Origin of the sequence: Entomomonas asaccharolytica (genome assembly GCF_016653615.1) — a bacterium.
In the GTDB taxonomy this organism is placed as follows: Bacteria; Pseudomonadota; Gammaproteobacteria; order Pseudomonadales; family Pseudomonadaceae; genus Entomomonas; species Entomomonas asaccharolytica.
Window position 1 is genome coordinate 2,515,006 of record NZ_CP067393.1, and the last position, 24,308, is coordinate 2,539,313.

A 24,308-nucleotide genomic window follows, 5' to 3' on the forward strand; every position below is an offset into this window, starting at 1 on the left:
AGCGTCTCCTATTAATTTCTTAGAGATCACCATCTATACTGTCAATTATAAGCTATAGGTATTATCATATTTATTAAGTTTCAGGCTATCAAACCTGACCATATGATCTAGTATTATAATTATAGATTAATTAAATTTCACCCCACAAACTCAATTGTTGAAAATAGTAACAAGGGGCATTTCTTTTGTATTTATGTCTCTTCTTTTTTTGTTTAATTAATTTAAACTTGAATAATTGGTATTGTTTTGGCAATAGATCATCTTCATTTAGATTGAGTGCCTTACACCAACCAGAGCCACGCTGAACACGCTTTTTAACGGTTTCCCAAGATACCCCTTTTCTATCTGCCCATTCAATAGCTGGTTTTACAATGCCATTGTATTCAACAGGCTCATATTTTGAACACCAAAAAGCTGCCATTAACTACACCTACTTGCATGTTTTTTGATCTTTAAGAGAAATTAAAATATCAGTTGAAAACTTCCCTTTTATACTGTCTAAAAGAGTTAATATATTTTCAGGAATATCAACACCTCTCTTTTTTAATAGTGTTATACAATCCACTATTAGCTGATATTGATTCCCGTATTTTTGTTCAAACTGTTTTTTATAGGGATGGATGGCGATTGTTGTACCATTATCTTGATGATGACCAGCACAAAGCGGTAAAACTAGCCAGTGAGCATTTTTCTTAGTACGCCCTTCAATATGGTGAATAGAGCAATAATTATTAAATCTACCTTCTTTAATACAGGCAATACAGCCAACAAATTGAGCAAGATTGTCCCAATAGCGTTTTTGGCTATCTGTTACTGAGCGTCCTTGTATCATATATTTCTTTTTCCATAGATAGCGTTCATTAAGTCTTGTGGATGAGGAAGTAATAAACCAAAACTAGCACAGTAAGCATCTAGCATTTCTAAATATTCGGTCATTTTTTTGGTATTAAATTTACTGGTTCTAGTACGTTCTTGAATAGATACAGTTTCTCCATTAGGTAGAGTTATTTCTTTATTAACTGTAGGGCATAACCTTTCGACCATTGTTTCATGCCAATCAAAGGCTGAAGCGGTAATACCTGAATGATCAAACATAAATTGTTGTATTTCATTATTCCAAAGCCACAAAAGTCTATTCTGTGCAGCTGTTCTGCTATTTTTCTGATCTTCAATTATTATTTTCTTAGGTATGGTTAAATCCAATGCAGTAAAAAAATTAATAAAACTATTTTTATCAAATTCATTTTTTATGGTGAGTTCTTTTTTCTCCATTGCTTTACAATTCATCGTTTTATCTCCTTCCCCTATATCTATTAGAAAAGCTATTATCATTGGTATCTTCTGGGTCTGGCTGCCAACCTTTAGCCAGTAGATCAAAGCGACTCATGGCTCCATTAAATGCCATAAATACGGTGGTAACTTCACCATCTCGATATTTGCCTAAAATTGCTTCTGCAATTCCCTTGTAACGGCTATTTTCTTTGTTATACACTTCGTCTCGGTAGAGAAAGATGATGACATCAGCATCTTGCTCAATTGCACCTGACTCTCTTAGATCACTTAATATAGGTCGTTTATTGGCTCTTTGTTCTAATTGCCTATTTAGTTGTGAAAGTAAAACCACAGGAATATTGAGTTCACGGGCTAATAGTTTACATTGGCGTGACATTTCACTGACTTCTGTTACTCGATTTTCATTTTTCCCTGTTCCCTGCATCAGTTGTAAATAGTCAACCACTAATAAATCTAGGCCATGTTTTACTTTATGCCTACGGGCAATTGAGCGTAATTGCATAATATTGATACTTGGCCTATCTGCCATATATAATTTCGAGTTTGCAATTAGGTTACTGGCTGAAGCCAGTTGTGAAGCGTAGTTACAAGCAGCCTGACCAGTTTTTAGCTCAGTTAATGGAATACTACCAACAGAGGCTAATGCCCTATCCATTAACTTGCCATTAGTCATTTCAAGACTAACAATAAGCGTAGATTTATTAGCATGGATTGCATTATGGGTAGCTATGTTCATGGCTAAAACTGTTTTACCCATAGATGGCCTTGCAGCAATCACTATTAGCTCTCCAGCTTTTAATCCCATTAGCTTATCATCTAGGTCACTTAGTCCTGTTGATAAACCATCAATTTGCCCACCTAAATCAAAACGTCTTTGTAGTTCTTCCACATGATTTACTAATACATCACTGGCATGAACTACATCATGTGAGGTAGTAGCTGAATCTAGTGATAATGCTTTGCTTTGAATAAGACTAATCTTATCTGGTAGGTCTTGTTTAGATAGTGCTATCTCTCTTGCTACCAGTCCTAATTTTTCTATTTCTCGGCAGACTGAGCGTTCTCTGACAATATCAGCATATAATTTAGCATTGACTACGCTGGGTGTGTTTTTAGCAATTTCAACTAAATAAATTAATGGATTAGTTACTTCACCATTAGAGAATCTAAGTAACTCTATAGTTTCTGCAACACTGATTACATCAATTTGAATATTTTTTTTATAAAGGTTTAATATAGCTCGGTAGATTTCACTATGTTCGGTGTAGTAAAAATCTTCTGCCACTAGATCAGTTGAAATAATATCAATGAGTTCAGGTCGTAACAGTAATGCCCCTATAACGCTTTGTTCTGCTTCTTGGCTAAATAGTTCAGACATATTTACCCTCAATCACTTTCACAAAGTTACTAGAATTTATAAGCCATTCAAAATCAGCTCGAAAGGGTTTACTACCCTCTTTAGAAATAGAGAGCCCTAGTAAGAATTGAGATTTTCTAACAAATTTAAAATAATCCTCCCAAAATGCTAAACTTTGGTGGTTTTTATGTTCTCGCCAACGAGCATTTAGATAGCGTTTTCGCTTCTCAGTAAGAATGGCTACCCTTGGTAGTTCTGGCAGTATTTCTTCGTAGAGTTCTACAATTTTTTGATAAGGGCAATTTGGCGTATTTTGTTTTTTATTTTTAGGTTGAACAATATTAGGTATATTTTCTTCTGAACAATCATCATCAAGTTTGACGATTTTTTTATCGTCAACAAATATTGATTTATCAGTATTAAAAATATCTGTTGTATTCTCTGATGTATTCTCTGTATATAACGAACTTCCCAATGAGTTATTGCCGAAATTACCAATAGGATTTTCCCCAAATGCCGTTTGGGAATATGGCGAGTTTTCAATAGTGTTTTCTAAAAGTTCATTAACACGATCAAGATTTATCTTATAATAGATTCTATGTTCTAATCGTTTATTTGTCTCACTTAGTACACCTAATGCTATTAATTGTTTTCTAGCCGTTAGTTGTTCTTTATAGGTAAGCCCTGTTTCCTCTGTAATTTCTTCAGTAGTTTTATAAATACCTAATTCTGAATGAGCTTTATCATGCCAATAAAAAAATTGGCAGAATAAAACTGTAGCTGTCACACTTTTAAATTGCTTTACTAAATTAGGATAATAAGCAACAGGCCGACCAAGCTGCCTTAATACATCAGTTGCTTTCATTTACTGCCCCATAATCAAAATGATATGAATCTGCTCTAAATCTTGTCTTTTTTATGCTATTTCTTCAGGAGGAAACACATCATCAAAACAACAATCAATGCCTAACTTATTTAGTGTAGAGATTATTTTTCTAGCATCGGGAATACTGGGTATCCTTTTTCGTTTTTCATAATGACTGATAGTTGACTGGCAAAAACCTGCTTTATGTCCAAACGCTTTTTGGGAAAGCTTTAAACGTTTTCTATATTTTGTAAGGGGTGACATTCCAATTCCTTTCAATAAAAAATATTACATATCGAAATGATTTTTAACGATTATCTTGTGCCTATTGCAAAAACAAATACACGTTGTAATACTATTAAAAAGAATGACTGGAAAATACTTGCTAGAGCAAAAATCAATAAGCTAGGAATTTTTCAATATAATCTAGCTGAAAAAAAAATTACTCTTGATAAAAATCACACATAGATATAACCCTAATTATACAATCAATATCATCAACTACATTTTTAAGTTAATTGTATAGATGCATCATAATCATTAATGTACTTTCACTACATATAAATAAATGTAATAATGTATAAATGAAGAAATCGGAACTCATAAGAGAACAATTCTCAAAAAGATTAAAACAAGCCCTTGCTCAAAATGGTAAAGATGGTTGGGGTAGTGGTACTTTTTTAAAAAATATTACTGGAGTCACCCAAAAAGCTGCTAATAACTGGTTGAATGGTGAATCTATACCTAATAAAGAAAAAATAACTCTTATATCAAAAGCATTAGGTATCTCAAGTGCATGGTTAGAATATGGAGAAGATGAAACTAGCCATTTTTCTACTAGTCTTTCAGGTTTTAAAAATATAAAGTCTGAAATGATTGAAGTATTCTATTATCCAGTTATAGAATGGAATGATATAGAAAATTTTTTAGATGGGCATTTATCTCAAAGTAAATTAAAAAAAACTGTATCTACAAAAAAGATAGAACAAGGTTTCTGGCTCGAAGTTAAAGATGATCTTATGAGTAATCCCAGTCTACCATCCTTTCCAAAAGGTTCATTAATTCTTGTCGATAAAAATTATAATCAATTAGAAAATGGAAAATTTTTATTAATTCAACTATTAAATGGTGATAAAATTTTTAGACAAATTGTAAAAAACTCAAATAACACTTATTTAAAGACATTAAATGAAAAATATTTACCTGTTTTAATTAAGGATGATGATGGTAAAGTTTTAGGAAAAATCACTGATTTATATATACAAATATTAGATTAATAATATACCTTTATAAATAAACTCATTGAGACTCATCGTCTTTGCTTATTGGTAATGTGATATCACTCTTTTTCTCAACTACACTCAAATATATTGTTCTTCGCTAGTGAACCCATAAATTAAAAAACAATAATTTATTATTTAATTCATATAGATATAAATAAAATGTATTAATAATACATAATAATATGTAGTTTTTCTTTACAAATATGTATTTTAACTTCATAATCATTTCAACAAATGAAATAATCTATTGAGGATTCCTAAAATGCTCAGTCAAGTTCAAGAATTATTAGAAAACAGAACATGTAATAACTTAATTATTCCTACTAATTATGCATTAGATGCTGCTGCGGAAGCTATCAACGGTTTAGTTGGAAATAACCTTACTGCTGATATTGATCTTTATGCAGCAATTGAACGTAAAGACTGGAATGAAGTTAGTCGCATTTATCAAACAGTTTTTAGACCACACCTTAAAAAATTTGCAGAAGAAACAATTTTAAAAGTACTTGGTAAACAAGCTGCTTAGGAGAACATCATGTTTGATTTAGTTAAAGCTGCTGAAATTTCTGTATTACAAGCAAAGGTAGTACAACAAGAACCGAGGTTACAACCCTATTTTGAATATGGTTTTGGCTCTGTATCTGCATCCATTAAAAACTCAAAAGGTCATGTGTTAATGAACCTTTATGTTTCTGAAGATACAGAAAATGCTCAAAGGGAAATAGATCACTATCACCAAAAATTATTACTTATGTTAATGCCATGATTTTATTTCTAAAAAGTCAGGTTAAAAAATTGTAGTTTTTTTACTATCCGCTTAATACAGAAGGTTTGTAAGCCTCTCCCATTAGCAACAGTGGTATTAAGCAAAATGAATACTAGCAGAGGTATTGAGAATGTCATCGAACAATCAACCAAGTAAAACACATTTTAGAAAGGCTTTTAAGTCACCGTACTTAAGCAGTGCCGATATAGTTGAACCCATTGTACTCACGATCAAGTATGTGAAACTGGAATTAGACAAGACCAAGAAAACAAAAGAAGCGTTTAATACGGCTTATTTTGTAGAAAAAGAAATTAGAGTAGGTGAACCATTAAAGCCTATGATTTTAAATGTCTCTAACAGTAAGGTTATGAGACAACTTACTGGCTCTTCATTTTTAGAGGACTGGCAGGATGTAAAAGTTACTATCTATGTTGATACTAATGTTAAATTTGGTCGTGATACAGTAGAAGGCTTAAGAATTTCACCCTTTAGCTCTGAAAAGGTTAAGTTATTACCTGAACATACAATCCAATGGGAAAATGCTAAAAAATCCTATAAGAAAAATGGCAATTTAGACAAAGTACTTGCTAAAGTAAGTATGTCTCAGGAACATCAAGCTCAATTAATTGAGGAGTGTAGCTATGAAATGGCATAACATTCAGCAAAATAGTGAAGCTTGGGAGCAGGTCAGACTAGGCAAAGTTACTGCTTCTAACTTTGGCCATATCATGGCTAATGATGGTGGTGCATTTGGTGATACAGCAAAGAAATATGCTTTACAAGTAGCTTTAGAGCTAGCTACAGGCCAAAAAGCAGAGCATAGCTTTAGTAATAGACACATGGAAAGAGGCCATGAACAAGAACCAGTAGCAAGGATGCTTTACGAAAACACCTATTTTGTTGATGTGACTAATGGTGGCTTTTTCGATCATAGCAATTATGGTGACTCTCCTGATGGACTAGTTGATGATGATGGTGTAATCGAAATTAAAAGTGTTATTGCTGCAACTCATTATGCCACTCTTAAAAGAAAATCCTTTGACCCTACCTATAGATGGCAATTGATAGGCCACTTAGATTGTACTAATCGTGACTGGGTAGACTTTATAAGCTACTGCTCAGATTTCCCCGAAGATTCAAGGTTATTTGTTTATCGACTTAATAGAAGTGATTATTTAGAAGATATAGAAAGATTGAGAGAAAGACGATCACAGTTTATTAAGTTAGTACAAGATGTTTTACACAATATTCGGAGTAACTACTAGCACAATACCTCTTTAGTTGGAAATCGAATTACATATGACCGATAAAATTAATTATTGGTTTAGTTATAGAACTTTCTCTACTAAGCCAGTAATTAAAAAAGTAATTTAATTCTTAGTAAAGAGAGGCTAGATGACTGAATTAAAAGAGGAAAAAAGCAATAAATCAATATTTGTCAGCAAAGAACTTTTAGAAGAATTAACTGGATATAAAGCACCATATAAACAAATAGAGTGGCTTACTCGCAAAAACTACCCTTTTGAAGTTAATGGTGCTAACCATCCAAAGCTTTTAATGGAAGTAATGTTCAGTAAGTTAGGTTCACCATCCACTAAAACGATTGAAGATGAACCTAAACAAAAATGGAAACTAGATTTAAGTAAATTGACTTAAGGCCATTGTATAGTATATGAGAAAGAAAAAACCTGAAAATAGGGACTTACCTCCTCATATGTTTAGACGAAACAGATTGCTTAAAAATGGCAAAATGTGGATTGGTTATTATTATGACTGTCGAAAAAATGGGAAACGGAAAGAAATCCCTTTAGGTACTGATCTTGATAAAGCAAAAATAAAATGGGCTGAACTTGAAATGACAGAGGCTCCCAAAGATATTAAAACTTTAGGCTATGTATTTGACAGATATGAAAATGAAATTATACCTAGTAAAGCACCTAAAACCCAAAGTGACAACAGGGATTCATTAAGACAACTAAGAAAAGTATTTGATGATGCACCAATTGATGAAATAACCTCCCATCATATAGCGCAGTACCGTGACGCAAGGACCGCCAAAGTAAGAGCTAATAGAGAAATGTCTTTGCTTTCCCATATTTATAATATAGCTAAAGAATGGGGGTATGTAACATATAATCCTGTTACTGGTGTACGTAAAAATAAAGAAAAACTAAGAGATTACTATGCCGATGATGAAGTATTTCTTGCAGTATATAAACATTCTCCTCAAGAACTAAAAGATGCGATGATGATTGCCTATTTTACTGGTCAGCGTCCAGCAGATGCTATAAAAATCAGGTTATCACATATTACGGAAGATCATTTATTTATAGGACAAAATAAAACAACTCACAAATTAAGAATCAAGCTTAACAATGAAACTGGACGTACTGGTTTAGGATTACTTATTGATGATATTTTGAAAAGAAAAAATGATAGTTCTCCCTACTTAATTACTATTAAAGACAGAGGCATGACCTACTCAATGCGAAGGTATAGATTCGAAAATGCCAGAAACACTGCTATCAACGAGGCTCTAGCGAATAATGATGAAGAGTTTGCAAAGCATATTAAAGAGTTTCAATTTAAAGATTTACGTCCCAAAGCAGCTAGTGATATGAATAATATTGAATTAGCCAGTAAGCTACTAGGCCATACAAAAGAGGAAATTACTAAGAAGATTTATATTAGGGTTGGTCAAGAAGTAGAGCCAGTAAATAGAGGCATTAGTAACAAATAATTGCGGAAACTCGTTAAATAATTGCGGAAATGATTTGTTTTTTTCATACAGTCATTTAAAAACAAAAAAGCCCTGTATCTATTGTGATACAGGGCATATTTGGCGGAAGCGCAGAGATTCGAACTCTGGGAGGGCGTTAACCCTCGCCGGTTTTCAAGACCGAGAATGATTCATTTAAAATCAATTACTTAATATAAAATCATTTCCTCATTATTCAATATTATTATCCCCTATAAGCCTTAATTGCCAAGTATTACTTTTTTTGATGGGGGAAGATTTTTGGCTGTTTTTTAATTAACTTTTAGGCCTTGTCATCATAAACTACCTCTCTTTAAACCTATTATAGTCTGGATACCAACCACAGAAATATTATTGCTTTTTTGCTTGCAAAGTTTCCTAATTTAGGAAATAATGTAGTCAAGTAAGGAAGTATATTTATACGGAAATAAATTTACGGGATGGGACAGAAAATGATTACTATATTTGGTAAATTACTAAGAAGGGTAAGACTTGACAGAGATTTATTATTAAAAGATATGGCTGACGGTATTGGAATATCATCTGCTCATTTATCAGGAATTGAGACAGGAAGAAAACCAATCCCACAAGGACTTGTTGAAAAAATAAATGAATTCTTGGGTTATGATCCAAATTCAAAAAATTATTTTGATTTAAAAGAAGCAGAAGCATTAACACGCCAAGAAGTTGTCATTGACTTAAATAATATTGATAACCAAAGAGTTGATGCTGCAATGGTCTTTGCAAGAAAGTTTAAAGAAGTTGATAAAGATGTATTGAAGAAGATAATTCAAAGTTTAGAAGGTAATAATAAGTAAAGGGGATTAATTATGGATGGAATTTATGTACCTCCATTATCAAGAAAAAATATCAGGGAGCAAGCAATTTTTTTAAGAGATAGCTTGCAGATAACAGGGTATTTTCCAATTATTAAGGTGCTTGAAAATACAATGTACAAAATACTCCATCCAAACGACTATTATTTTGATATTAGAGATTGTATGGAGATGGGTGACTATCATGGAAGAACAGGTAAAAACTTTATCCATCTAAGAGAAGATGTCTATGATGGTGCATGTTTTGGTAATGGTAGAGATAGATTCACTGCTGCTCACGAGTTAGGACACTATATATTTCACCGTGATTATATAGGCTTATTACATAGACAGATTTGCACAAGTGAAACAAAGTCATATTGTAATAGTGAATGGCAAGCCAATACTTTTGCGTCAGAATTACTTATGCCTGCATGTTTATTTGAGCGATGTCGCTGTATAGAAGAAGTTCAAGAATATTTAGGTGTTACCTATTCTGCTGCTATAGCTAGAAATGATATTTTATTAAGAGATGGTTTAATTACTAAAAGTTTATGCTGATTAAAGCGCCAACTTTAACCAGCATGGTGAACTAAGAAAGAGGTTCACCCTTGACATATAAAAAATACGCAAACCTATATTAGGTCACTTTTTTTAATATGGCAAGAAAATTTTCTTTCTTTAACATTCAAAGAGGTGACTATAATGTCAAAAAATAAAGATGCCCCTAAAGGGTTTAAATGGGTATTTTGTAGATATCGCAGAGTAAAAAACTCTAATAGATATTTAGATGCTTACGAGTATGGCTATGAAGCTTGGTGCTTTTTAGTTAGAGCTTAAAACAAGAGTCTCCCTTTTATAGGGAGACTTTTTAATTAAATCAGAATCCTAAACAATTATTCTAATAATAATTGCTCTTAACATGGGATAATTTTATCTGATGGATACTTAATTAGCAGAACCTATAGAATTATAAACTCTTATTTGAATTACAACCCTAGAAACTGGATCATTCACAGCAACACTCTTAAAGAAATAATTAAATAAGAAAAGAACCGTATTATATCTCCCAAAGTTTTAAGTAATAACATAATTAATTAGCAACTAAGATTATCAATAATTTTTTGCTTTACTATTTTAAGTATCTACAAACAAAACAATCTAATACTAAAGTCTAATAAAGCAAATAAAACAATAACTTTACAAAGACTTGTTTTTTATATGGACATAATGTTTAATTAACGCGCTCTAGCTAAATCGTTAGGGTATGGGTTTGAACGCTCATTTAAGAGAACTACCGCCATAGATACAATTAATGCTTATCTAGTGTTTTGTTGTGTCCGCTTTTATGGCGGGTTATGGGCGGGACACTTTCGAGTGTGCCGTTTGTTCTCTTGCGGTCGTTCAACCCGTCCATAACTCGCCCCCATATTTATATGCTGTTGTAGGGCTTTAATTTAATAATAAATAAGGATGTACCTATTATGTTTCACACAGCTAACGAAACACATTTCTATTTTGATGTACAAGGTATTTCTAATAATAATCTTCAAGTTTTAGCTTTTGATGGTATAGAAGGTTTAAATAGTGAATATATTTTTGAAGTGACGCTTGTCTCAAATCATTTACGTTATGATATAACTAAATTACTGAGTCAATCTGCTTATTTATCCTTTACCCCTGATAAGTCTCAAGGTGTGCATGGTAATATCTTATTTGTTAAGCGTGGTGCAGTAGGTAAAGACTATTCATTATTTAAAGTAATTTTAGCTCCTAAATTTAGTCATTTGCATAAACGCTTTAATCAAAGAGCCTTTATAGATAAATCTGTTATTGAAATTATTACAACAATACTTAATGAACATGGGCAGCAGCAGACGATAGACTTTAATTTTAAATTGAGAGAAGAATACCCCAAAAGAGAATTTTGCTGCCAATACGAAGAGACAGATGCTAGTTTTCTATATCGTCTTTGTGAAGAAGAAGGTTTAAGCATTCATTACCAACATAACCAAGATAATCATTTAATGGTAATTAGTGATGATAATAACTTTTTTTCTAGTAATAATAATGCTTTTCACTATGCCAGTGATACAGGTTTTATAGCAGATTATCCTGTCTTTAAACGGTTAGATGTTAATTTAACGACTGCTACTACAACGGCTAGTTATAGAAATTATAATTTTGAGACAGCTAAAATCCCTGAAGGTAATGCCCAAGGTAAGCAACATAAAAAAGCAAATGAGGCACAAGAGCCTTCATTAGAATTTTATGATTACCCACAGCACCATCTTAATAAAGCCAGAGGTGACTATTATTCAAAAATAGAAATAGAGCGTTTACGCACTTTTCATATCCTAGCAGAAGCTTATACGGATATACCTGAACTAAAAAGCGGCTACTGCTTTACAGTAGCGGATTTTCCTGCGCTAGATACACTCGATAGCAGTGATAAATGGTTAGCTATCCAAGTGTACCATCAAGGTAGGCAACCACAAGTTTTAGAAGCGGTAGGCAGTGAAGTTAGTGCAATTATGCAACAACCTAACTATTTATTTAAATACTACAAACACCCAATTAACAAAGCTCTACAATTTCCCTTTGATGAATTTGCCCAAGGGTATCGTAATTGCTTAGTAGCTATACCCCAAGCTGTACCACACCGTCCACAAAGACTACATCCAAAGCCTAAACTGTTGGGCGCACAGACAGCTATTGTGACAGGTGCAGCAGGAGAAGAAATCTACTGTGATGAATATGGTCGTATAAAAATTCAATTCCATTGGGATCGTGAAGGAAATTATAACGAAAACTCATCACACTGGGTAAGAGTAGCCAGTAACTGGGCAGGTGATGGTTATGGTACAGTGGTAGTGCCTCGAGTAGGTATGGAAGTAACGGTTGATTTTTTAGAAGGTGATATTGATAATCCCATTGTAACAGGGGCTTTACATAATGGTGTCAACAAAGTCCCTTATGATCTCCCTGCCAATAAAACCAGAAGTGTTTTTAAAACATCCAGTTCCAAAGGTGGCGTAGGTAGCAATGAACTTAGAATAGAAGATAAAGCAGGTCAAGAACAAATCTTTGTACAATCCCAAAAAGATTTTGACCAACTTACAAAAAATAATCACACAGTACAAGTTTTAAATAATAGTCACCTTCAGGTGCAAAATGAACACTCAGAAACCATAGCAAAGAATCGTTACCAACACCAACTTTCTGAAGAACATCACCTTACCGCATTTGATCGTAAAACCCAAATCATGATGAATGATTATAAAACAGTGGGTATGGCAGAACATGAAACCATAGGCACAATTAAAACCACTGAAGCGGGGATGGAAATTCATTTAAAAGCAGGTTTACAAAGCGTAATTGATGGTGGCTTATCGCTTACACTTAAAGCTGGTGGTCAACATATTGTGCTAAACCCTGCTGGTATATGGATGACCATGCCAGTATGGACAGGTGGTGTACCAATGGAAGGAACACCAGCAACACCTCTACCACCTATGAGCAAAGCAAATACGGTCGCCGCTACAACAGCACCGCCTGTTAGCTTGCAACCAAGGCCACCTGCTGTAGTACCTAACTTCCAAACTGCTAGCTTGCAAGGTGCAATGATTATTCCTGTTTGTGGCAAACAAGCTAATGCCCCATGTACTAGAGGGGAGGCTTGCCCATGCAAGAAAGCATTAACCGCTTAATAGCACAATCTAAATCAGCAAAGCCACAATTTGAAGCTAATTTGAATACATGGTTTCTACTGGATAAAGTACGTGGTGAAAAAACCTTACCTGCTTTCTATCAAGGGGGTAACTCTGGGCTAATTGCTAGTATTGAATACCTAGTGATGGGTACAGACCATGCAGACCTATTAGAAGCAAGTCCTTTACTGATAAAACTTAATCATACTCAACTAACAGACTCACTTTATCAACATATCCAACAAGAGCGTAGTGGACTATTTATCCAAGCCAAAGATGACAATATACTACCTCATCTACAATATTTATTTATTATGCAGAGTAAAGAACAAGGCCAAGTCTATGCTCGTTACTATGATTCAATATTTTGGACAACATTACAGCTCAGTTTGGCCGATCAACAATCCGCTATTTGGGGCAACTTACAAAAGGTTTATACCCTAGCTCCTGATAGTAATGACACACAATTAAACTTTTTTAACTGGACAACACCAACTCCAGATATCAACAAATCCTCTACTCCACCAATAGAACCAGTTTATCTAAATGCTGATTTTGTAGAGGCTAACGAAATAGTACAACTCTACTGCCTACTCAGCAAAGCTTGTTGTCAGCAACAACTAACCATACCTCAAGATAGACTATCTAATGCCCTATTAAATTTTAGGACTATCGTTAAAACAGGTATTAACCAAGTACACTTACTGGAAAAACTAGCCAAACTCTGTATTGAGCAAACCAATATAGCCTTGATAGCAGAAGTGCAACAGATACTACAACAAGCAGATTTACCAGATTATGACAAAGTTGAACAACTGGTAGACTTATATAAAGGGAACTAATCATGTCAGTAGATCAAGAAAAAAATACAACGGAAACCAAACAACTACCAACAGTCCAACTTACACCTTATGAGCTTATCCAATCAACTGATACGATTTGTGCAACCACAGGTACAGGCTGTAGCTCAGACGATAAAGTTTACGAAGATATAATTTATATCCCCATGCAAAAAAAGTTTTGGCTATTAACTAAGCAAGCCTCTTACGAACTTGAATATGCAACCGTTAGTCTCTACACCAATACCAAAGGTATTTTAGGTGCTTCGGCTGAAGAAAAAGCCAAACTTATGGAAAAGCTAGATATTTCCCATCTAATGAAATTCTTTTATAACCCTAAACCAGCTAGCTTTCTACCAGAAGAAGATCAAAAACGCTATCAAGAGCTTACTGCGCAACTTCAAAAGTATGGGGAAGATACGTGGGAAGGTAAGTCTATCTATACTTACAAAATAACCAAAGAACAAATAGAAACACTAGATCGTAAAGGCATCCAAATAGCTGAACAACAAGGCTATATAGCTGATAAAGGGGAACTCTATACTCCTGAGCAAGCCACACTAAGAAAACTGCTTGCACAATATGTCAAAAACAAACAGCAGATTATGGCTAATGAAGATACCAAGAAGCAATTTACCACTGTTTTTGACAAACTCAATCAACTGCAAAGAACCAAACAGGGTATGGATAATGTTGGTTATATGCACTACTTTGCACCCAATGTCATACTAGAATTACAAGACGAAATTAAAAAGCTAGATGAACTAATTAAAAACCATATCACTGTTATTCTACAGCTAGCCACAATGGGGATTGCCACACCAGAATTTGCTCTTGGACAAAGCTCACCCTCCAAAGAAGGCCAGCATATTGTCGAACGTGGTATGCAACGTATCTTCTTTATGCAAACTGAAGCAGATAAAAAAGAAGGTGTTATTGATCAAATGAGCCAGCTTTTTGCAGACTGGCAATTCTTTCTAGGCAATATAGGTGATTCAGTACCAGCTACCGCTTTTATCGAAAAGCTAAAACAACTGATACGAATAGAAAGCAATGTACAAAAATTTGTAGACCATGCCGAACAGCTAGCCAGTCAATTTGTACCACCAAAATTATTACTTTGGAATCCAGAAGATTACAAGCCACAACCTAATACGGCATTGCTTAATGCACCCATGTCTATGAGAGAGTTTACACGCCCTCTCACCTTCAAAAAATTAAACAGTAAATCAGGGGCAAAAGACCTCTACCAATTTTCCATAGAAGATTTAGCTAAACGCACCAAAAATGCGCCTCAATTCCTTAAACGAGTAGCCAACTATGCGGCTGAGTACCCCAAGTTAAAAAAACGTTTAGTTAATCTTAACAACAACCAAGATGAACTCTTTGAAATCTACCTAACCGAACTTGGCTGTAAACCTATAGAGATTAAAGGTAATACATGGTTTAACAAAGAAAAGCTATTCGACCCTGAAGCACTGTATACCTCCCTAACCAACCAAAAAATACAAGTTAAATCGCTAGCCAACCCCGTGGATAGAGAAGCATGGGGTAAACTACTGCAATACACCATCTTCCAAGATGATTTTTTAAACAAAATAATGGGCTTTGACCCTGGTTATGGCGCACAACTGGTACGTTTCTTAACCAAACATACTGAACAATATATACCCTTTATGGAATATGCGGCTGAATTTTCTACTCGATCGCCCTCTTTACCTAACTTCACAGTAGGCGGTGTAGATGCTAAGTTAGTGGTTTCACCCTACCACAATAAAGCCTCGTTGGGTCCTTTTTATTTGCCTAACCTAGCCAATGCTATTCATCCTGTAGTTTCATTTAATCACCATAAAACCCAAAAACCCATTGAACTCGATTTTGGTTACTTTATCTTTAAACTGGTGGTAGAAGGTTCAGGCTTTGTCGGGGCAAGTTTAGCTTTATCAGGTAATTTATCACTTAATGCCAGCCATGGTCGTTTTCAAGTAGAACTAGAACAACCTGCCTTCTTAGGAGAAAAATCCAGAGGTGTAGTTGCCTCCGCAGGAGGTGAACTCTTTGCAGGGGTACAGGCAGGCGTTAATGGCACAGTACAATGTAAATGGTGTCCACCCAAAGGAACCAAAGGCCATTTTTGGAAACGTCTCGACCTTACCCTTAGACAACTGCAAGGTGACCAAACCATAGCAGGTAGACTAAACGATGACCTAGACCCACTGCAAGAAACAAGCTATAAAACCCTTGCTTCCTTTGCATTAGGTGTGGCTGGTACAGTAGGCGCAGGGGGCAACGCCATGTTTGCACTAACCGCTAATCGAGAAAAAATTAGGCTCCATTTAGGAGGCGGTTTAACCAATGGTATTGGTGCTAAAGGTAGCTTAAGCTTTGAACTGGACTATGCCTCTGCTATTGATATTGTTCGCATTGTACTACAAGGCATCCGTAAAAATGATAACCGCCCTATCGGTTGGTATGACGATATGGGGCAAGCAGTAGATGACCTACTATCAGGCAGAGATGAAAATAACCAAATTATTATTAGTGATAGCTTCTACCGTTTCTCCACTGCCCTAATGCTAGTAGGTCGATCAGTAGCCAGTTTAGCCTTTGCTTGGACAATAGGTATTAGCAAAATAGAAACACTCTATAAACAACTAACAGTTGATTATGGAGTATTGCCAGCCCACTTAGCTAATTCAGGTCTTGAAGATGAACTTCGAGACTGGTTTGCTGAATTACATCCGCAAGCGATTGGTGCATTATTTTACCATTTAACCAAAGACTTAAAAGGCAATAACTCATGGCAAAGTAAGGTTTATATGAATCATTCTGATAAATTGACGACTGGAGAATTAATTGCTTATCAACAAATTGCTATCGCTAATTGTATTAAATGGTTATTAGCCCGTAAAAAACCGAATGAGCGAGATCATCAGCTTTATCCTAATACTGCCCAAGCAATTTTTGGGGAAGCGGTATTGCGAATGAATGAAGAAGGCACTAATGGTAGTTTAGATAAATATTATCAAGCCATTAATCCCGATAAAACTCAGGTATGGGCAGAAGATGCGGATAACACCAACTACTATAATAATATTAAGTTAATTAATGCAACTATGGAGCGACAAATAACAGAAAATAACACTAATGTAAGAACAAGAGATGAAATTATAAAATATAAAGATTTAGAAACTAGAAGTAAAGACGCTAAAGAATATTTTCATAATAAATTTAAGCTACTTTTTAAATCTACTTATAGTGATAGTTATACCTTAAATGACTTTATAGATCAACGTAATACCCGTATGATTGCTTTAAATATGCAAGGAGGGAATAGCAATGAACAAACAGTATAAACTATGGTTTGTTTTTTTAATTAGTTTATTAGTTGCTTTGCCTAGTTGGGCAAAGCTAACCCCCGAGCAAGAAGTAGCCAAACAAAAAGGTATTCTGCTTTATCAACAATCACGATTAAATGAAACCACAGAAAATTATTTATTAGAAGCTGCCGAAGCAGGCGATGTAGAGGCTATGGTCTACTTAGGTATTGTAATGAAAGTTACCATGCCCTTAATGGCTAGTAAATGGTTAGAAAAAGCTGCTAACCAAGGTGATCTCTATGCCATGTATCAACTGAGTATAGATGGGGCGATTTGGGATCAATTTGGTTATACCGAAAATACAAATAAAACTGACTGGAAAAAGAAAGGGACTGAACTAAGTCTTGAACGAGCCAAGCAAGGCGACCCCGAAGCCATGCACCTTTACTATAAATTTACAGGCGATTTAAATTGGTTAAAAAAATCGGCTGATTTAGGTTGGTTACCTGCTCAAGAAGATATAACTTATCAAGTAGATTCAGGTAAGCCCCCCTTTGATAAACTCACCAAGCCAGAGCAAGAAGAACTGTATAGACAATATAGAGACAGAGCGATTGCAAATGGTTCATTAAAAATAAAATATGATACATTTTTAGGGTATAACAGTAAATTTCAAAGTCATTTTTATATCGACCACTCTACAGCTCAAAGATACCTATTGGAATTAGTAGAAAAAAGTTATCTCCGTGCAGTAAAAATTTATATTTCTGTATTAAATGGTGATAAAGACTATAAAAAACTAGGAGTTAAACCAGCCCCCATAAAAGCCTATGCCTTAACTGCTTTTGTACTAGATTCAGGGATAAACTCCTTATTAAGCTTAGAATATTATACAGAAGGCGTTACTACAATAGATGGTCGTTATATTCCTCCTTTAACAACCGAGCAAATTAAACAAGGCTATGCTTTAAAGGAACAATGGGCTAAAACACATCCACCTTTAAGAAATGATAATAATAAATTAACTGATATAAATAAACCTTAAATAATGGATATATGGGTAAGGAAATACTAATGAACAAACGGCTTAAACTAAACATTATTTGGTTATTTTGTTTATTTATTGCCCTACCTAGTTGGGCAAAATCAACCCCTGAAATAATGAAAGTGAATAAAACATAAGTATTTTTAACTCTTAATCAATCTATACTAGATATAAACTAATAGATTTCAAGCCATTAAAAAGATAACAATCTATTTTAATACATTAGTCTAATATACTTTTGTTAAATAAAAATAGAATAATTCTAATAACCTGTTGTTAGATTAAATATTAAAGGAATAAATATGGCTAGAAATAATCGCAACCAAAATCAAGCTCCCCCTCCAAGATGGACGGTAGATAATTATGATAGAAGAGATAGACTTATTGATGCTCAGCTTGCTAGTTTTCCTAATTTAATAAATACTTATAGAGAGTTTGTAGACAATATACATCTACAAGGAATGTCTCCTCGTGCTGCTGTAGATGCTTTAGGTACAGATGCAAATTTAGAGTGCCTAGATCGTCGATATGATGCATGGTCTATACGATTAAGCCAGTCTCTAAGAGTGACCTTTAGGATAGTTGATAATAATACTGTTCATCTCCAACATGCAGGAAGCCATTATTAATTAGATTATTCATGGTAATATCTTTGTTTTGAAATGAACAAATAATATGAAACTGTTACCTATACTCTTACTCTGCCCTATCCTTTCTTTTGCTGATACTATCACTTGTAAAGTTGTGGGAATATCTGATGGCGATACTATTACTTGCCTAACTTATGAAAAAGTTCAACATAAGATTAGGCTATATCAGATAGATGCGCCTGAGAATAAACAAGACTTCGGTACTGCATCCAAAAAAGCCTTATCTGACTTAATATTTAATAAGGATGTTCGTATTTTAACCTTTGGTAAAGATAAATATAAAAGAACACTAGGAACTGTATATATTGGAATTAAAAAATCGTGTGGTGGCGATTTAGCAGCTTATACCTGTATAAATTATTCTGATGTCAATTTAAAAATGATTAGAAGTGGTATGGCTTGGTATTATCCTTTTGCCAAGAAAAATAAACAATATGAAAAAATGGAACAATACGCCAAAAATAATAAAATAGGCTTATGGTCTCAAAAAGCTATAGCCCCGTGGGAGTTTAGAAAGAGCAAGAGAAAATAACTTCTCTATTACATGTATATCCAAAGACTACCTATACAAGTCTAATTTAAATACCAAAATGTAAAATGTAAAAACCCTCGTCTAGCGTAACAACTTCTGACATTTCACTAATAGCTTTAAGCTTTTGTAAAATGTAATCTTTTTTATATATTAGTTTTTCGTAATATCCACCATCCTCACTCTCTTCGTCAGTAACCCAACAGCCAGTTAGATTTAACTCTTCTTCTGGTGCAATAGAAAAAAGTGCTAACCACGAATCTACAATATTTTGTAAATACTTTGCTTGATTCTTTGTGATTTTCGTAATTCCATACAAATTCAACCCTGTATTATCCCCTTCAGAATAAGCAGGAATCCATAATAAAGTATCTCTCATATACCATATTAAATCATCGTCTAACGTTACAGCACCACGCCTAATAGTATCGTAAGTTTTGAGCATAGCCTTGAAACTCATATCAAGAGGATAGTTTTTCTTATCTAGCAATATAAACTCATGATCTAATCCCATATAATCGCCTTAATATTATTGATTAATTTAATCTATATAATCCCTTAACTTCGCAAGCTTAACAAGACATTGTTCATTGGAAGTTCCGTAAAGCTAGCAAAAAGAAGTGATTATTTACAATGATAATTTGTTATAGTTAAAGATTAAAATAGAAATATGGTATTATATTTTTATACCAATATTTCCATGAGTTACCCCTTGCTCAATATATTCAGGCTTAACCGAATCATTCGGATAGGAAATAGCATAGCCAGCAAGTCCTACTTGAGAACCATCACCAGCTAATCCCACCACAGAACCTAAAGAGCCATTTTGCCCTAGATCACCGCCCTTGCCCCCTGCAATAGTATATCCATTAGCGAGCGTTTGACCTTTACCACCTTCTTCGATAGTAGCATCAATAGCACCATTACCAGCAGGTGTAGTACCTATTTCTTCACCAGCACCGCCACCACCATGAGCTAGACCTACTGTAATCTGGTTATTGCCAACTACTCTAAAACCTCTAGCAGTACCACCACCTCCACCACCACCACCAATGACGGCATAGTTTTCAATAGTAGTAAGAGGATAAAGGTTACGAATAGCATCACCACCATTATAGGCTTTCCCCCCTACTAATGGTGGGATACCATGACCGCCTTTACCAACAATGTATCCAACATTTAAAATAATGACCATGCTACCATCAGGAAAGTTATCATCAATTAATAAGGCTGGTTTAGTTATATCTTGTGAGCCTATTATGCCTTCATTCACTAATACAAAATTTTTAGACAATTTACTCATATCAAATAAACTGGACAAGGTAATATTGTATAACGTTTGATCGACTGGATTATGATAAAGCTGATCATCTTTCAAATTTCCATCTGGCAATGGGAAAAATTGATATTTTCTACCCCAATCCCTATATTAATAACACCCTTTTTTACTTCGTGCATTTTGCCATTAAGATTTAAAATAATTTTATTTACTTTATGATAGGCATTATTCCAAGCTAGTTTTACAAGTATCATAATCAACTAATTCCAGTAGGGATTAGGGTCATAAATAAGATAGCCTTCTAAATGCTCACCCGTTCCATCAGGAGGCACTTCTGTTGCTATATTCCATTTAATTTGACGATCTAAAAATAGGGAATACTACCTGCTACCCTTGTACTACGTTCAGGATTTTCTCTTTCGTAGGCAATACATACACTGTCTACTTCTGTATCTTTGGCTTGTGCAATAACATTATTAGCCGTTCCTAGAACCAGTGGCTTTTTCTTTTCATCTGCCATAATAAACACCTTATAGTTGTGTATAATCTTCTTGAATGGTCATTAATTCGGTAGCAGATTTTGCTTTTCCCACATATTGATGAATTTTCCCATCATTAGTGTTAGGGTCTAAAGGCGTAGTAACAATTTGTCCTGTTGTACCTAAATAATAGCGTGAACCAATGGTTAATCCTGATAATGCAGCATTAACAGTGCCTAATGGATAAACGGCTACTGTCTCGCCTGAAGCTACCGCTTCTTTAATAAATCCCTCCCTGGTCGAGTATTAGAATTATCTGCCATCCGAATAGAGGCTGTACCGCTATCCTCAAAGATATTAACAAATGATCCTGCACTAATCGCTTCACTTGCCATAATAATATCAGGTGTTTCGGTAGTATCAGGTAGCATTGAAACATCCAGTTTACCTTCACTGTCTAACGCAGGGATTTTTCCTGCATCAGCCGCACCTGTACTGATCGTAATTGCACTCACTAACTTACGTACACCATTTACTAATGTTAAAATCTTTTGTACTGCCATCATTTACCTACCTATAATTCAATGGGGTCTTGGATATTTAATAAAATTGTTTTGTCTGCTATTGCTGTACCAATAAGTACACAATAACCTTTATTTAAAGGTGTTTGAGTCAATGCACCCTCTACCCCTAAATAAACTCTATCTAAATTAAAGTTAAAAGATTGGTCTGTTAGTTCACCCTGTCTTTTAATTTTTATAGGATTATTTTGCATAGCTCCAGTTACTGCTATACCTGCAATAAAGAATATATTGTCACTGTCTGAACTATCGAGTTGATAAGCCTTACCTGTTTTTACATAGACTACTTTTAAAGCTGAAATAGTTTGCCCTGCATTCACTGTCAACAGATCGGTATCACCATCCTTACCTGCTGCCCCTCTAATACCAGCCATGACAATGTGTGGTTGTTTTGTGATTGTATTATTAACCACGATTTGAGAGGTATTATCCGCATCAATTACTTTCATCGCGTGACCTCTGGTTCAATAGTTACGCTACTTGGACTAACTACTGATAACACTTCACCTGAAGGAGCAATAGCTTCTATATCATAGATAGCATTACGCCAACAAAACGTTGCTGTTACTTCCGCAGGAATTTGTAAGATAATTACATGGTTTTGAGCATCTACAATAACCTGATCCCATTGATAAAATATTTCTTTACTGTTGATATGGGGTCTAATGCTTGCTCTTGCTGTAAATCCTGTTAAGTCATAAGGTTTATAGTAAGAAATCATGCCATTTCCTAAATAAGGACGTTTGCAACAGACTGTCATTTGGTTGATTTCAATAATATCTTTATCTATAACCATAGCTATTACAGGGCATTCTGTATTTAACTCAAAAGGATTTTTGACACAGCTAATAGTCACAGGCCAATTATCAGGAATACCATGATCTTTTACTAAGAGACGAACAGGTGCTTTACTAATAAGTTCTGAAATAGGTCTATAAACTATTTCGTTATCAGCTAGTTTAAATCCATAATTAAAGGTTTTACCTTGTTGTATGGTTATATCTATTGGTTGTGTCATAGCTATCCTCTTTTAAGGATAAAATTATGTCCCTTTATGGTCTTGTCAAGATTTTTTGTTATTATTGTCTGCAAAAGCATTACTATAATTGATTGCATAGAACTCATTGCCTAAAAATACAGTCCTCCCCTGCGGTATAAGGACTGTCTATAATTTTATGAAAAGTTTTAGCTGAGTCTTTAGAAATATAAACTTTGCCACTTTTTCCCTGCGTTCCCACTCTGTAGATAATCCCTGCTGGAATAATCTCTTTACCGTTCTTATCGGTTACTTTTTCTGGTAGCAGGTAGCCACAATATCACCATCTGCTTTAGGTGTCCTTTTGAGGACTTCAAAGGTCTGTGTTTCAATATCAAATTTAACCAGTAGATTTTCTTCATGCTTGGGGTAAGACCTAAAACAAAATAATACTTCAGTATCACTAATGACCGTGCCATACTTTCTACCCCATGTTATAGGAAAAATATCTGCATAAAGCCATAAATATTTATGGTGACGATAGGTAGTATCATTTTCTGAAATTAAGTTTGCCCCAAACTTTAATTTTGCAGTATCAAATTTATATATTTTTCCATCAATATAGAGATGGAAGAAGGTTTCCAAATTGGTATCAGGATCATTCATATCTTCTATAGAACTTTCCCCTGCATAGTTTGCCGCCGCTTCATCATATCTTTTGTGTCGAGTATTAGACACTAATACAATTTCTTTATCGCCAACTGTATCAGCCCAAAGGGTATGGTATATATTCCAGAATGCACCATCAGTACCACCAAACTTTTTACTCGTCTGTGAGTTACCAGAAGCATCATGTTCAATCACTTTGGTTTCTTCAAAGGCTAATGCCCCATCTTCACGTAGTTTAAAATAAACTCTTAACACTGCCGTTTGTGAGTCATAAACATTATAGGTTCCACCACCACTCGTACTTGTTCTTTCACTATAGTGACTACGAACACCTGATAGATAGATGGCGAATCCCTTACTTGTACCTACTATTAATGGCTGCCCTAGTAGATTAGGTAAATAGCCAAGCCATTTACCACCCTCTTTTGGTGGTACGCTTATCAATGATGCCGCATCACGCCATTTATCAGCATTTTCTTCATATTTTTCTAAATAAAAAAATGCTTCTTCTGAAGAGTGAGTTGGCGTTACCTGTAGTCTTATAGGTGTATATGAGCCATTTCTTGTATCCAGTACAAAAATAAACAACGCCGCTTGTCCATAACCAGCATAATAATCTTTATAGGTAATACTGGTCGATGTTTCTTTTAGTATCTCAGGGTTAGGATTTTCACAAAAACAAACACCGCCCATAATTCTAAGTGAGTTGTAAGCCATTGCATAGCTGCCACCTATTGCTATATAGGGTAATAACGCTCCGCCTCTTGGCTTTCTTTGAGCAATGGATATATCTAATTGTTTTAATGTATTTGAGTTTTCAAAAATTGTCATCGCTAAATTACCCAAGTAGCCATTGCCTTTTAGCTCTTTTCTTGCAATGCCTCTTTCAATAAAAAAATAACTCCAACACCTTGAGCGTTTTGCACCTTTGTAACCATCAGGCCAGCTATCAGCATCATTCCAGCCATCTAGTGAGCCTGTATTATTATCTTTATATCTGATATTTTCACTGACTGAAATAATAGATCGCTCTACTGCTGAAGCCCTATATTCAACATAGGGTTTTTCACTGCTTTCACTACCCAAAGAGTAAT

General features: G+C 34.6%; 30 protein-coding genes. 16 read left to right on the forward strand and 14 right to left on the reverse strand.

Annotation, left to right across the window (positions count from 1 at the left end):
- Nucleotides 1-130: 130 nt before the first annotated feature.
- Genes JHT90_RS11655 through JHT90_RS11680 form a run of 6 tightly spaced genes read right to left on the reverse strand, consistent with a single transcriptional unit; the run spans nt 131 to nt 3,779 of the window.
- The gene (locus tag JHT90_RS11655; protein WP_201091130.1) at nt 131-421 is read right to left on the reverse strand and encodes a hypothetical protein; all 291 of its coding nucleotides are present in this window, start codon (nt 419-421) and stop codon (nt 131-133) included.
- A 9-nt stretch (nt 422-430) separates the two neighbouring features.
- Nucleotides 431-832, reverse strand: a complete 402-nt coding sequence (locus JHT90_RS11660) for a Ref family recombination enhancement nuclease (RefSeq protein WP_236253938.1) — start codon at nt 830-832, stop codon at nt 431-433.
- Entirely contained in the window at nt 829-1,287 is a 459-nt protein-coding gene (locus tag JHT90_RS11665; RefSeq protein WP_201091134.1) for a recombination protein NinB, read from the reverse strand. Before JHT90_RS11665 ends, JHT90_RS11660 begins: the two co-directional genes overlap by 4 nt.
- Nucleotides 1,288-1,291: 4 nt before the next feature.
- A complete protein-coding gene (gene dnaB, locus JHT90_RS11670; RefSeq protein WP_201091135.1) occupies nt 1,292-2,671 on the reverse strand; it encodes a replicative DNA helicase in 1,380 nt (459 codons plus the stop codon).
- Complete coding sequence (locus JHT90_RS15240) at nt 2,664-3,515, reverse strand: hypothetical protein (protein WP_236253940.1); 852 nt, start codon at nt 3,513-3,515, stop codon at nt 2,664-2,666. The genes dnaB and JHT90_RS15240 overlap by 8 nt, the downstream gene beginning before the upstream one ends.
- A gap of 51 nt (nt 3,516-3,566) precedes the next feature.
- Nucleotides 3,567-3,779: a helix-turn-helix transcriptional regulator gene (locus JHT90_RS11680; RefSeq protein WP_201091136.1), complete on the reverse strand. Its 213-nt coding sequence runs from the start codon at nt 3,777-3,779 to the stop codon at nt 3,567-3,569.
- Nucleotides 3,780-4,099: 320 nt separating this feature from the next.
- Between JHT90_RS11680 and JHT90_RS11685 the strand changes: the two genes are divergently transcribed.
- The 16 genes from JHT90_RS11685 to JHT90_RS11755 all read left to right on the forward strand — a co-directional run bounded on the left by JHT90_RS11685 (nt 4,100) and on the right by JHT90_RS11755 (nt 19,233).
- Nucleotides 4,100-4,792, forward strand: coding sequence for a helix-turn-helix domain-containing protein (locus JHT90_RS11685; protein WP_201091137.1), 693 nt, complete (start codon nt 4,100-4,102; stop codon nt 4,790-4,792).
- A gap of 268 nt (nt 4,793-5,060) precedes the next feature.
- On the forward strand, nt 5,061-5,324 hold the full coding sequence (locus JHT90_RS11690; RefSeq protein ID WP_201091139.1) for a hypothetical protein: 264 nt from the start codon (nt 5,061-5,063) through the stop codon (nt 5,322-5,324).
- A gap of 9 nt (nt 5,325-5,333) precedes the next feature.
- Entirely contained in the window at nt 5,334-5,564 is a 231-nt protein-coding gene (locus JHT90_RS11695; protein WP_201091141.1) for a hypothetical protein, read from the forward strand.
- A 130-nt stretch (nt 5,565-5,694) separates the two neighbouring features.
- Nucleotides 5,695-6,219 carry a hypothetical protein gene (locus JHT90_RS11700; RefSeq protein ID WP_201091142.1) on the forward strand — a complete coding sequence of 175 codons (525 nt, stop codon included), beginning with the start codon at nt 5,695-5,697 and terminating at the stop codon, nt 6,217-6,219.
- Complete coding sequence (locus JHT90_RS11705; RefSeq protein ID WP_201091146.1) at nt 6,206-6,829, forward strand: lambda exonuclease family protein; 624 nt, start codon at nt 6,206-6,208, stop codon at nt 6,827-6,829. The genes JHT90_RS11700 and JHT90_RS11705 overlap by 14 nt, the downstream gene beginning before the upstream one ends.
- A gap of 130 nt (nt 6,830-6,959) precedes the next feature.
- Entirely contained in the window at nt 6,960-7,220 is a 261-nt protein-coding gene (locus JHT90_RS11710) for a DUF4224 domain-containing protein (RefSeq protein WP_201091154.1), read from the forward strand.
- 16 nt (nt 7,221-7,236) lie between these two features.
- Nucleotides 7,237-8,304 (forward strand): tyrosine-type recombinase/integrase, encoded by a 1,068-nt coding sequence (locus JHT90_RS11715; protein WP_201091162.1) that lies wholly within the window; start codon nt 7,237-7,239, stop codon nt 8,302-8,304.
- Between the two features lie 470 nt (nt 8,305-8,774).
- Nucleotides 8,775-9,140 (forward strand): helix-turn-helix domain-containing protein, encoded by a 366-nt coding sequence (locus JHT90_RS11720; protein ID WP_201091165.1) that lies wholly within the window; start codon nt 8,775-8,777, stop codon nt 9,138-9,140.
- Between the two features lie 132 nt (nt 9,141-9,272).
- Nucleotides 9,273-9,698, forward strand: coding sequence for an ImmA/IrrE family metallo-endopeptidase (locus tag JHT90_RS11725; RefSeq protein ID WP_201091167.1), 426 nt, complete (start codon nt 9,273-9,275; stop codon nt 9,696-9,698).
- A gap of 144 nt (nt 9,699-9,842) precedes the next feature.
- Nucleotides 9,843-9,977 (forward strand): hypothetical protein, encoded by a 135-nt coding sequence (locus JHT90_RS15355; protein WP_269090265.1) that lies wholly within the window; start codon nt 9,843-9,845, stop codon nt 9,975-9,977.
- Between the two features lie 644 nt (nt 9,978-10,621).
- Nucleotides 10,622-12,847 carry a type VI secretion system tip protein TssI/VgrG gene (tssI, locus tag JHT90_RS11730; RefSeq protein ID WP_201091172.1) on the forward strand — a complete coding sequence of 742 codons (2,226 nt, stop codon included), beginning with the start codon at nt 10,622-10,624 and terminating at the stop codon, nt 12,845-12,847.
- Entirely contained in the window at nt 12,823-13,689 is an 867-nt protein-coding gene (locus JHT90_RS11735) for a DUF4123 domain-containing protein (RefSeq protein ID WP_201091173.1), read from the forward strand. Before tssI ends, JHT90_RS11735 begins: the two co-directional genes overlap by 25 nt.
- Before the next feature lie 2 nt (nt 13,690-13,691).
- The gene (locus JHT90_RS11740) at nt 13,692-17,042 is read left to right on the forward strand and encodes a hypothetical protein (protein ID WP_201091176.1); all 3,351 of its coding nucleotides are present in this window, start codon (nt 13,692-13,694) and stop codon (nt 17,040-17,042) included.
- Nucleotides 17,026-18,051: an SEL1-like repeat protein gene (locus tag JHT90_RS11745; RefSeq protein ID WP_201091178.1), complete on the forward strand. Its 1,026-nt coding sequence runs from the start codon at nt 17,026-17,028 to the stop codon at nt 18,049-18,051. Before JHT90_RS11740 ends, JHT90_RS11745 begins: the two co-directional genes overlap by 17 nt.
- A gap of 302 nt (nt 18,052-18,353) precedes the next feature.
- Nucleotides 18,354-18,680, forward strand: a complete 327-nt coding sequence (locus tag JHT90_RS11750) for a hypothetical protein (protein ID WP_201091179.1) — start codon at nt 18,354-18,356, stop codon at nt 18,678-18,680.
- A gap of 46 nt (nt 18,681-18,726) precedes the next feature.
- The gene (locus JHT90_RS11755; protein WP_201091186.1) at nt 18,727-19,233 is read left to right on the forward strand and encodes a thermonuclease family protein; all 507 of its coding nucleotides are present in this window, start codon (nt 18,727-18,729) and stop codon (nt 19,231-19,233) included.
- A gap of 46 nt (nt 19,234-19,279) precedes the next feature.
- Here the strand turns inward: JHT90_RS11755 and JHT90_RS11760 are convergent, their stop codons facing one another.
- From JHT90_RS11760 to JHT90_RS11795, 8 genes are all read right to left on the reverse strand, one after another.
- Nucleotides 19,280-19,744 carry a hypothetical protein gene (locus JHT90_RS11760; protein ID WP_201091187.1) on the reverse strand — a complete coding sequence of 155 codons (465 nt, stop codon included), beginning with the start codon at nt 19,742-19,744 and terminating at the stop codon, nt 19,280-19,282.
- A gap of 162 nt (nt 19,745-19,906) precedes the next feature.
- Nucleotides 19,907-20,608: a hypothetical protein gene (locus tag JHT90_RS11765; RefSeq protein WP_201091188.1), complete on the reverse strand. Its 702-nt coding sequence runs from the start codon at nt 20,606-20,608 to the stop codon at nt 19,907-19,909.
- Complete coding sequence (locus tag JHT90_RS11770) at nt 20,605-20,763, reverse strand: hypothetical protein (protein WP_201091189.1); 159 nt, start codon at nt 20,761-20,763, stop codon at nt 20,605-20,607. Before JHT90_RS11770 ends, JHT90_RS11765 begins: the two co-directional genes overlap by 4 nt.
- Before the next feature lie 110 nt (nt 20,764-20,873).
- A complete protein-coding gene (locus JHT90_RS11775; protein WP_201091191.1) occupies nt 20,874-21,029 on the reverse strand; it encodes a hypothetical protein in 156 nt (51 codons plus the stop codon).
- 228 nt (nt 21,030-21,257) lie between these two features.
- A complete protein-coding gene (locus JHT90_RS11780; protein WP_201091193.1) occupies nt 21,258-21,554 on the reverse strand; it encodes a hypothetical protein in 297 nt (98 codons plus the stop codon).
- An 8-nt stretch (nt 21,555-21,562) separates the two neighbouring features.
- Nucleotides 21,563-22,018 carry a hypothetical protein gene (locus JHT90_RS11785; RefSeq protein WP_201091081.1) on the reverse strand — a complete coding sequence of 152 codons (456 nt, stop codon included), beginning with the start codon at nt 22,016-22,018 and terminating at the stop codon, nt 21,563-21,565.
- Nucleotides 22,015-22,587, reverse strand: a complete 573-nt coding sequence (locus tag JHT90_RS11790) for a hypothetical protein (protein ID WP_201091083.1) — start codon at nt 22,585-22,587, stop codon at nt 22,015-22,017. Before JHT90_RS11790 ends, JHT90_RS11785 begins: the two co-directional genes overlap by 4 nt.
- A 267-nt stretch (nt 22,588-22,854) precedes the next feature.
- On the reverse strand, nt 22,855-24,300 hold the full coding sequence (locus tag JHT90_RS11795) for a hypothetical protein (RefSeq protein ID WP_201091194.1): 1,446 nt from the start codon (nt 24,298-24,300) through the stop codon (nt 22,855-22,857).
- Between the last annotated feature and the right edge of the window lie 8 nt (nt 24,301-24,308).

What these genes read in the sequence shown, in the direction of transcription:
- JHT90_RS11660 (WP_236253938.1), bottom strand. Translation starts at nt 832, where the DNA reads ATGATACAAGGACGCTCAGTAACAGATAGCCAAAAACGCTATTGGGAC.
- JHT90_RS11655 (WP_201091130.1), bottom strand. Translation starts at nt 421, where the DNA reads ATGGCAGCTTTTTGGTGTTCAAAATATGAGCCTGTTGAATACAATGGC.
- JHT90_RS11780 (WP_201091193.1), bottom strand. Translation starts at nt 21,554, where the DNA reads ATGATGGCAGTACAAAAGATTTTAACATTAGTAAATGGTGTACGTAAG.
- JHT90_RS11770 (WP_201091189.1), bottom strand. Translation starts at nt 20,763, where the DNA reads ATGATACTTGTAAAACTAGCTTGGAATAATGCCTATCATAAAGTAAAT.
- JHT90_RS11700 (WP_201091142.1), top strand. Translation starts at nt 5,695, where the DNA reads ATGTCATCGAACAATCAACCAAGTAAAACACATTTTAGAAAGGCTTTT.
- JHT90_RS11695 (WP_201091141.1), top strand. Translation starts at nt 5,334, where the DNA reads ATGTTTGATTTAGTTAAAGCTGCTGAAATTTCTGTATTACAAGCAAAG.
- JHT90_RS11715 (WP_201091162.1), top strand. Translation starts at nt 7,237, where the DNA reads ATGAGAAAGAAAAAACCTGAAAATAGGGACTTACCTCCTCATATGTTT.
- JHT90_RS11740 (WP_201091176.1), top strand. Translation starts at nt 13,692, where the DNA reads ATGTCAGTAGATCAAGAAAAAAATACAACGGAAACCAAACAACTACCA.
- tssI (WP_201091172.1), top strand. Translation starts at nt 10,622, where the DNA reads ATGTTTCACACAGCTAACGAAACACATTTCTATTTTGATGTACAAGGT.
- JHT90_RS11750 (WP_201091179.1), top strand. Translation starts at nt 18,354, where the DNA reads ATGGCTAGAAATAATCGCAACCAAAATCAAGCTCCCCCTCCAAGATGG.
- JHT90_RS11720 (WP_201091165.1), top strand. Translation starts at nt 8,775, where the DNA reads ATGATTACTATATTTGGTAAATTACTAAGAAGGGTAAGACTTGACAGA.
- JHT90_RS11685 (WP_201091137.1), top strand. Translation starts at nt 4,100, where the DNA reads ATGAAGAAATCGGAACTCATAAGAGAACAATTCTCAAAAAGATTAAAA.
- JHT90_RS11680 (WP_201091136.1), bottom strand. Translation starts at nt 3,779, where the DNA reads ATGTCACCCCTTACAAAATATAGAAAACGTTTAAAGCTTTCCCAAAAA.
- JHT90_RS11785 (WP_201091081.1), bottom strand. Translation starts at nt 22,018, where the DNA reads ATGAAAGTAATTGATGCGGATAATACCTCTCAAATCGTGGTTAATAAT.
- dnaB (WP_201091135.1), bottom strand. Translation starts at nt 2,671, where the DNA reads ATGTCTGAACTATTTAGCCAAGAAGCAGAACAAAGCGTTATAGGGGCA.
- JHT90_RS11755 (WP_201091186.1), top strand. Translation starts at nt 18,727, where the DNA reads ATGAAACTGTTACCTATACTCTTACTCTGCCCTATCCTTTCTTTTGCT.
- JHT90_RS11725 (WP_201091167.1), top strand. Translation starts at nt 9,273, where the DNA reads ATGTACAAAATACTCCATCCAAACGACTATTATTTTGATATTAGAGAT.
- JHT90_RS11790 (WP_201091083.1), bottom strand. Translation starts at nt 22,587, where the DNA reads ATGACACAACCAATAGATATAACCATACAACAAGGTAAAACCTTTAAT.
- JHT90_RS15355 (WP_269090265.1), top strand. Translation starts at nt 9,843, where the DNA reads ATGTCAAAAAATAAAGATGCCCCTAAAGGGTTTAAATGGGTATTTTGT.
- JHT90_RS11690 (WP_201091139.1), top strand. Translation starts at nt 5,061, where the DNA reads ATGCTCAGTCAAGTTCAAGAATTATTAGAAAACAGAACATGTAATAAC.
- JHT90_RS11705 (WP_201091146.1), top strand. Translation starts at nt 6,206, where the DNA reads ATGAAATGGCATAACATTCAGCAAAATAGTGAAGCTTGGGAGCAGGTC.
- JHT90_RS11745 (WP_201091178.1), top strand. Translation starts at nt 17,026, where the DNA reads ATGAACAAACAGTATAAACTATGGTTTGTTTTTTTAATTAGTTTATTA.
- JHT90_RS11775 (WP_201091191.1), bottom strand. Translation starts at nt 21,029, where the DNA reads ATGGCAGATGAAAAGAAAAAGCCACTGGTTCTAGGAACGGCTAATAAT.
- JHT90_RS11760 (WP_201091187.1), bottom strand. Translation starts at nt 19,744, where the DNA reads ATGGGATTAGATCATGAGTTTATATTGCTAGATAAGAAAAACTATCCT.
- JHT90_RS15240 (WP_236253940.1), bottom strand. Translation starts at nt 3,515, where the DNA reads ATGAAAGCAACTGATGTATTAAGGCAGCTTGGTCGGCCTGTTGCTTAT.
- JHT90_RS11710 (WP_201091154.1), top strand. Translation starts at nt 6,960, where the DNA reads ATGACTGAATTAAAAGAGGAAAAAAGCAATAAATCAATATTTGTCAGC.
- JHT90_RS11735 (WP_201091173.1), top strand. Translation starts at nt 12,823, where the DNA reads ATGCAAGAAAGCATTAACCGCTTAATAGCACAATCTAAATCAGCAAAG.
- JHT90_RS11665 (WP_201091134.1), bottom strand. Translation starts at nt 1,287, where the DNA reads ATGAATTGTAAAGCAATGGAGAAAAAAGAACTCACCATAAAAAATGAA.